Raw genomic sequence first — 6,648 nt, 5'->3', positions numbered from 1 at the left:
AGGAACCTCGACCATCCGAAGATGGACGGGGTATCAACTAATCTGGCGTTGATTTTTGGCACGCTGTTGAGTTCTCAAGGAACGGACGCTTCCTTCGTACTCACCCTCTCGGGCTTTCCTCCGGGCTTTTCCCTTCGGTCTTTCGTGTTTCCAACCTTACCAGATCCTTTTCCGTTCCGTTTCCGGTTCGGAATTTTTTCCGGCGGCCTGTTGGGGGGCCTTGCCTTTCGGCGTGGTCACTACTTTAGCCGAATTCCCTGGTGACTCATAATCGAGCCATTCGGACCAGTTTTCGGCATGCCGAAAACCGCACCCGTTGGGGTTCGTCGTAGGTAGTGGATGGCCGCTCCGGGGTGCTTGTACAAGCACGTCCCGTTTCAAGCGGCTCGCCTACGTTAGGCGTCCACAGCACCCGAGTCAAGTCGAGTCAAGAGGACCTCTTGCGTGGCGTGTGGGCGCGGTACGGGCTGACCGTCGGGTCCTCGTCGATCCAGAAGCGCCACGGGTGCGGGGCTCCCTCGCCGCCCACTCCCGTGCGCGGGCCGTTCCGTACCTGGTCGGACGTGGGCGGTGTGCCGGTGAGGAGAGAGAGCGGGGTGCCGGGCCCCGCACAGACGTCGGTGCCGTTCAGGGAGAGGGCGACATCGAGGGCCGTGGCCAGGCGGGCCGGGCCTTTGGCCAGTTCTCTGTCGTACCGGGCCGAGAGTCGACGTTTGCGGGCCTGCTCCTCGCCGCGCAGGATGCGACCTGCTCTCAACAGTACTCCGCTGGCATGGCCCTCGGGGCCGCACACCAGGTTGAGGCAGTGCCACATGCCGTAGGTGAAGTAGACGTACGCGTGACCGGGCGGGCCGAACATGACCGCGTTGCGGGCGGTGCGGCCGCGGAAGGCGTGGGAGCCGGGGTCGATCGCGCCGGCGTACGCCTCCACCTCTGTGAGGCGGAGTTCGATGGAGCCCTCGTCCGATGTCCGGACGAGAGTGCGGCCGAGCAGATCGGGGGCAACCTCCAGGACGGGGCGGTCGAAGAAGTCCCGCGGGAGCGGCGTACGGTCGGGGCTCTCGCTCATGGCGTCCGAGCGTACTGGGGTCGCCCCGGGAGGCACGGGGGAACCGGCTACGGTCGTCGCGCGTATGTAGAGGTCAAGACCAAGCAGGTCCAAGAGGGAGTGTTCATGGGATTCAAGAAGCTGCTCGCGAGCCTGGGCGCCGGTGGCGCGTCGGTGGAGACGGTGCTCACCGAGGAGAACGTCGTACCCGGTGGCGTCGTCCAGGGCGAGGTGCGGATCCAGGGCGGGTCGGTCGACCAGCAGATCGAGGGTCTCTCGGTCGGGCTCCAGGCGCGTGTCGAGGTCGAGGGTGCGGACCAGGAGACGAAGCAGGACATCGAGTTCGTGAAGGTCCGGCTCGGGGGCGCGTTCACCGTGCAGGCGGGTGCGGTGCACGTGGTGCCGTTCGGTCTGGAGATCCCCTGGGAGACGCCGGTCACCGCGATCGCGGGGCAGCAGCTGCGCGGCATGAACATCGGCGTGACCACCGAGCTGGAGATCGCCCGTGCGGTGGACTCCGGTGACCTGGACCCGATCAACGTCCACCCGCTGCCGGCGCAGCAGGCGATCCTGGACGCCTTCATCCAGCTGGGCTTCCGCTTCAAGAGCGCGGACATGGAGCGGGGTCACATCCGCGGGACCCGGCAGAAGCTGCCGTTCTACCAGGAGATCGAGTTCTTCCCGCCGCAGCAGTACCGCGGTCTCAACCAGGTCGAGGTCAGCTTCGTCGCGGACGACCGCGAGATGGACGTCGTCCTGGAGATGGACAAGAAGCCGGGGCTCTTCAGCGAGGGCAGCGACTCGTTCCGTGCCTTCAAGGTGGGGCTGGCCGACTTCCATTCGACCGACTGGGCCGCGTACCTGAACCAGTGGCTCGCCGACGTCGGCGGCAAGCGCAACTGGCTCTAGGCTCACCCCCGTACGGCAGGTCAGCGATACGGAGGTACGGACGTGGCCGAGGGGAAGAGGGCGCCGCTCCCTCACGATTTCCATCCGCCGGTGCCGGCGTTCACCGTGGTGAGCGACGACATCACGCCGGGCGGTGTGCTGAAGGAGGCGCAGGTGTACGCGGAGGGGAACACCTCTCCGCAGCTGCGCTGGGAGGGGTTCCCGGCGGAGACGAAGAGCTTCGCCGTCACCTGCTTCGATCCGGACGCGCCGACCGGCAGCGGTTTCTGGCACTGGGTGCTGTTCGACATCCCGGCGTCGGTCACCGAGCTGCCGGCGGGTGCGGGGTCGGGGTCGTTCGAGGGGCTGCCGGCGGGTGCCGTGCAGGTCCGTAACGACTACGGTTCGCGGGACTTCGGCGGTGCCGCTCCCCCGGCCGGTGACGGTTCGCACCGCTATGTCTTCACCGTCTACGCCGTGGACGAGGAGAAGCTCGGTCCGGACGCCGACGCCTCGCCCGCGGTGGTCGGGTTCAACCTGCGTTTCCACACGCTGGCGCGCGCGCAGCTGGTGGGCGAGTACGAGATCCCCGCGCACAGCTGAGCGTTCGTTTGTTGTTTGCCCGCTTCTGGTCTTGGAGAGATCAGAAGCGGGCATCTTTCGTTGCGCGGATATTCCGTTGTCCAACCCGGCGCGCCCGGCCAGAGTTGATCCGAGCCCGGAGCCCCGCGGCGGGGCTGGGCCGGCACACGGGAGGTGGGCACAATGCGGGACACGCTGGTACTGAACGCGAGCTTCGAGCCGCTGTCGACGGTCACACTCAACCGTGCGGTGGTGCTTGTCCTTCAGGACAAGGCCGTCGTGGAGCAGGAGCATCCCGAGCTGCGTATGCGTGCCGCCGCGGTCGACATTCCGGTGCCCCGGGTGATCAGGCTGTGCCGCTTCGTCCGGGTGCCGTTCCGAAGACAGGCGCCGTGGTCGAGGCGGGGTGTGCTGGTCAGGGACCAGCACCGGTGTGCGTACTGCGGGCGGCGGGCGACGACCGTGGACCATGTGGTGCCGCGGGCGCAGGGTGGTGGGGACAGCTGGCTGAACACGGTGGCGTCCTGCGCGGAGGACAATCACCGCAAAGCGGACCGGACTCCGGAGCAGGCGGGGATGCCGCTGCTGCACGAGCCGTTCGTCCCGACTCCGGCGGACGCGATGTTGCTGGCGATGCGGGCCGGTGAGCGGTCGGAGTTGCCGCAGTGGCTGGCCGGTACGGCGGCCTGATCGGATCCGTGCGTGTGCGGGCCCGCTCCCCTCTCCGGGGAGCGGGCCCGCACACGTTCAGCGGAGCAGCAGCTGCACGATGGCGACCGTGCCGACGGCGACGATGACGCACCGCAGGACCGTGGGCGGGAGGCGGCGGCCGACCTTGGCGCCGATCTGGCCGCCGATGGCGGAGCCGACGGCGATGAGGAGGACGGCGGTCCAGTCGAAGTCGGCGACGAAGAGGAAGAAGAGCGCGGCGATGCTGTTGACGATCGCGGCGAGCACGTTCTTGACGGCGTTGAGGCGCTGGAGGGTGTCCGCGATGAGCATGCCCATGAGGGAGAGGTAGATGATCCCCTGGGCCGCGGTGAAGTAGCCGCCGTAGACGCTGGCGAGGAGCAGGCCGGTGAGCAGGAGCGGGCCGCCGTCGGGGTCTCCTTGGCTGCCGTGGCGTTCGCGGCGGGCCTGGACGGCCTTGGAGATCCGGGGCTGGAGGATGACCAGGACCAGCGCGAGGGCGACGAGGACGGGGACGATGGTCTCGAACGCCCGGGCGGGGAGGGTCAGCAGGAGGACGGCTCCGCCGAGTCCTCCGATCGCGGCGACGCCGCCGAGGCGCAGGACTCTGCGGCGCTGGCCCTTGAGCTCCTCGCGGTAGCCGATGGCTCCGCTGATGGACCCGGGGATGAGGCCGAGGGCGTTGGAGACGGTGGCCGTGACCGGCGGGAGGCCGGTCAGGAGGAGGACGGGGAACGTGATGAGCGTTCCCGATCCGACGATGGTGTTGATGGTGCCGGCTCCGACGCCGGCCGCGAAGACTGCCAGTACTTCCCAGATGGACAACGCCATCTCCTTACAGGATCAGTGGCTCGCCTCCCCGCCCTGACGTCCGTCGGGGTCGAGGGGCTCGCACCGATCATGCACGACTACGTGTACGCGTCAGTCGAGTGGGGGCGCTTCGCGGCGCTCGGAGTCGTTGCCCGTTCGGCTGTTGGGTACCGCGCCGGTGTTGAAGCCGGGCGTTCCGCCGCCGAGGTTGCCGAAGGCTCCGGAGAGGCCCTTCAGTGCGTCGCCGATCTCGCTGGGCACGATCCAGAGCTTGTTGGCGTCGCCCTCGGCGATCTTCGGGAGCATCTGGAGGTACTGGTACGAGAGGAGCTTCTGGTCCGGGTCGCCGGCGTGGATGGCCTCGAAGACCGTGCGGACGGCCTGGGCCTCGCCCTCGGCGCGCAGGGCGGCGGCCTTGGCCTCACCCTCGGCGCGGAGGATGGCGGACTGCTTCTCGCCCTCCGCGGTGAGGATCTGGGACTGGCGGATGCCCTCGGCGGTGAGGATCGCTGCGCGCTTGTCGCGGTCGGCGCGCATCTGCTTCTCCATCGAGTCCTGGATGGAGGTCGGCGGCTCGATCGCCTTGAGCTCGACGCGGTTGACGCGGATGCCCCACTTGCCGGTGGCCTCGTCGAGGACTCCGCGCAGGGCGGCGTTGATCTCCTCGCGGGAGGTGAGGGTCCGCTCCAGGTCCATGCCACCGATGATGTTGCGCAGGGTGGTGACGGTGAGCTGTTCGATGGCCTGGATGTAGCTGGCGACCTCGTAGGTCGCGGCCCGGGCGTCGGTCACCTGGTAGTAGATGACGGTGTCGATGTTGACGACCAGGTTGTCCTGGGTGATCACGGGCTGGGGCGGGAACGGGACGACCTGCTCGCGGAGGTCGATCCGGTTGCGGATCGAGTCGATGAACGGGACGACGATGTTCAGGCCCGCGTTGAGCGTGCGGGTGTAGCGGCCGAACCGCTCGACGATCGCGGCGCTCGCCTGCGGGATGACCTGGATCGTCTTGATCAGGGCGATGAAGACAAGCACCACCAGAATGATCAGGACGATGATGACTGCTGACATCGTGTTCCCTGTGCCCTTCGCTGCCGGTTCTCTGCCGGATGTGCCGGGTTGATTCGATGATCGAGTTTTCCAGAACGCGCGCCGTCGTGGGGGGCGTTCGGTCAAGAGGTCCGGTCACATGACCACGGCGGTGGCCCCGTCGATCTCGACCACGTCGACCTGGTCGCCGGGTTCGAAACTGAGTCCGGAGTCGAGCGCGCGGGCGGACCAGATCTCGCCGGCGAGCTTGATGCGCCCGCCGGCGCCGTCGACCCGTTCCAGGACGACGGCTTGACGGCCTTTCAGCGCGTCGATGCCCGTGGCGTGCTGGGGCGGTCCGTTGCGGTGCCGGGCCGCGATGGGGCGGACCACCGCGAGCAGCGCGACGGAGACGACGACGAAGACGACCACCTGCGCGATGATGCCGAAGCCGAGAGCCGCGGTGACGGCTCCGGCGATCGCGCCGACGGAGAACATGCCGAATTCGGGCATCGCGGTGAGGACGAGCGGAATGCCCAGTCCCACGGCGCCGATCAGCCACCAGACCCATGCGTCGATGTCCACATGGTCATGGTAGGGCGGCGGGGTGGAGTCGGACAGGGCGCAGAGCTGTGCGGTCTCGGCTCCCGGGTTCCGACTCCCTTGCGTGTCCTGCTACTTCAGCGGGAGACCCTGGGCGGTGTAGCGGTCGCCAACGTGCTCGACGACGAGCGGGAGGCCGAAGCAGAGGGAGAGGTTGCGGGAGGTGAGCTCGGTCTCCATCGGGCCGGCGGCGAGGACCTTGCCCTGACGGATCATCAGGACGTGGGTGAAGCCGGGGGCGATCTCCTCGACATGGTGGGTGACCATGATCATGGAGGGGGCGTACGGGTCGCGGGCGAGGCGGCCGAGGCGGCGGACGAGGTCCTCGCGGCCGCCGAGGTCGAGACCGGCGGCGGGCTCGTCGAGCAGGAGGAGCTCGGGGTCGGTCATCATCGCGCGGGCGATGAGGGTGCGCTTGCGCTCGCCCTCGGAGAGGGTGCCGAACCTGCGGTCGAGGTACTCGGTCATGCCGAGCCGGTCCAGGAAGGCGCGGGCGCGCTGCTCGTCGACGGCGTCGTAGTCCTCGTGCCAGGTGGCGGTCATGCCGTACGCGGCGGTGAGGACGGTCTCGAGGACGGTCTGCTTCTTGGGGAGCTTCTCCGCCATGGCGATGCCGGCCATGCCGATGCGCGGGCGGAGGTCGAAGACGTCGACCTTGCCGAGCTGCTCGTCGAGGATCTTGGCCGAGCCGGTGGTGGGGAAGAGGTAGCTGGAGGCGATGTTGAGGAGGGTGGTCTTGCCGGCGCCGTTGGGGCCGAGGATGACCCAGCGCTCGCCCTCCTTGACCGACCACGAGACATCGTCCACCAGAGCCCGTCCGTCGCGGACCACGGATACGTCCACCAGCTCCAGTACATCGCTCATGAGCGCGTTGTCTCCCCTTGCGGTCGAGTCGTGTCGTCGCCATGCGTCTGTGGGCGCGGCGTCCAGGGAAAACCTACGCCACTGTCGGAGCGGGCCGGTCCTTAGGTCCGGTACTTCCCTTCCCGGGTGCGGGG

Annotated in this window: 9 protein-coding genes; 4 read left to right on the top strand and 5 right to left on the bottom strand. The window is 68.2% G+C overall.

The features are described from left to right. On the top strand, positions 1–264 hold a 264-nt coding region (locus ACF1G2_RS11870; protein WP_391798117.1), incomplete at its 5' end, for a hypothetical protein. A gap of 163 nt (positions 265–427) precedes the next feature. Here ACF1G2_RS11870 and ACF1G2_RS11865 read toward each other — a convergent pair. Then, positions 428–1,069, bottom strand: coding sequence for a DNA-3-methyladenine glycosylase (locus tag ACF1G2_RS11865; RefSeq protein ID WP_391798116.1), 642 nt, complete (start codon positions 1,067–1,069; stop codon positions 428–430). A gap of 105 nt (positions 1,070–1,174) precedes the next feature. On the opposite strand from ACF1G2_RS11865, the gene ACF1G2_RS11860 reads away from it, so the two are divergent. From ACF1G2_RS11860 to ACF1G2_RS11850, 3 genes are all read left to right on the top strand, one after another. Next, positions 1,175–1,957, top strand: coding sequence for a sporulation protein (locus ACF1G2_RS11860; RefSeq protein WP_352192491.1), 783 nt, complete (start codon positions 1,175–1,177; stop codon positions 1,955–1,957). 42 nt (positions 1,958–1,999) lie between these two features. Further along, positions 2,000–2,539 (top strand): YbhB/YbcL family Raf kinase inhibitor-like protein, encoded by a 540-nt coding sequence (locus tag ACF1G2_RS11855; RefSeq protein WP_391798115.1) that lies wholly within the window; start codon positions 2,000–2,002, stop codon positions 2,537–2,539. 162 nt (positions 2,540–2,701) lie between these two features. Then, positions 2,702–3,208, top strand: coding sequence for an HNH endonuclease (locus ACF1G2_RS11850; RefSeq protein ID WP_352192489.1), 507 nt, complete (start codon positions 2,702–2,704; stop codon positions 3,206–3,208). 57 nt (positions 3,209–3,265) lie between these two features. Here ACF1G2_RS11850 and ACF1G2_RS11845 read toward each other — a convergent pair whose 3' ends face one another. The 4 genes from ACF1G2_RS11845 to ACF1G2_RS11830 form a co-directional block, all read right to left on the bottom strand. Further along, entirely contained in the window at positions 3,266–4,033 is a 768-nt protein-coding gene (locus ACF1G2_RS11845; RefSeq protein WP_391798114.1) for a sulfite exporter TauE/SafE family protein, read from the bottom strand. A 96-nt stretch (positions 4,034–4,129) separates the two neighbouring features. Continuing rightward, positions 4,130–5,089, bottom strand: a complete 960-nt coding sequence (locus tag ACF1G2_RS11840) for an SPFH domain-containing protein (protein ID WP_383180095.1) — start codon at positions 5,087–5,089, stop codon at positions 4,130–4,132. A 114-nt stretch (positions 5,090–5,203) separates the two neighbouring features. Beyond that, positions 5,204–5,632, bottom strand: coding sequence for an NfeD family protein (locus ACF1G2_RS11835; protein ID WP_391798113.1), 429 nt, complete (start codon positions 5,630–5,632; stop codon positions 5,204–5,206). Between the two features lie 90 nt (positions 5,633–5,722). Next, complete coding sequence (locus tag ACF1G2_RS11830) at positions 5,723–6,514, bottom strand: ABC transporter ATP-binding protein (RefSeq protein WP_391798112.1); 792 nt, start codon at positions 6,512–6,514, stop codon at positions 5,723–5,725. Positions 6,515–6,648 lie beyond the last annotated feature (134 nt).

Source organism: Streptomyces sp. NPDC013457 (assembly GCF_043089925.1).
Lineage (GTDB): Bacteria > Actinomycetota > Actinomycetes > Streptomycetales > Streptomycetaceae > Streptomyces.
This window is presented reverse-complemented; position numbering and strand designations above follow the sequence as displayed.

Bases quoted from the DNA above. Each gene is read 5' to 3' on its own strand.
- ACF1G2_RS11865 (WP_391798116.1), bottom strand. From the start codon at position 1,069: ATGAGCGAGAGCCCCGACCGTACGCCGCTCCCGCGGGACTTCTTCGAC.
- ACF1G2_RS11860 (WP_352192491.1), top strand. From the start codon at position 1,175: ATGGGATTCAAGAAGCTGCTCGCGAGCCTGGGCGCCGGTGGCGCGTCG.
- ACF1G2_RS11850 (WP_352192489.1), top strand. From the start codon at position 2,702: ATGCGGGACACGCTGGTACTGAACGCGAGCTTCGAGCCGCTGTCGACG.
- ACF1G2_RS11840 (WP_383180095.1), bottom strand. From the start codon at position 5,089: ATGTCAGCAGTCATCATCGTCCTGATCATTCTGGTGGTGCTTGTCTTC.
- ACF1G2_RS11830 (WP_391798112.1), bottom strand. From the start codon at position 6,514: ATGAGCGATGTACTGGAGCTGGTGGACGTATCCGTGGTCCGCGACGGA.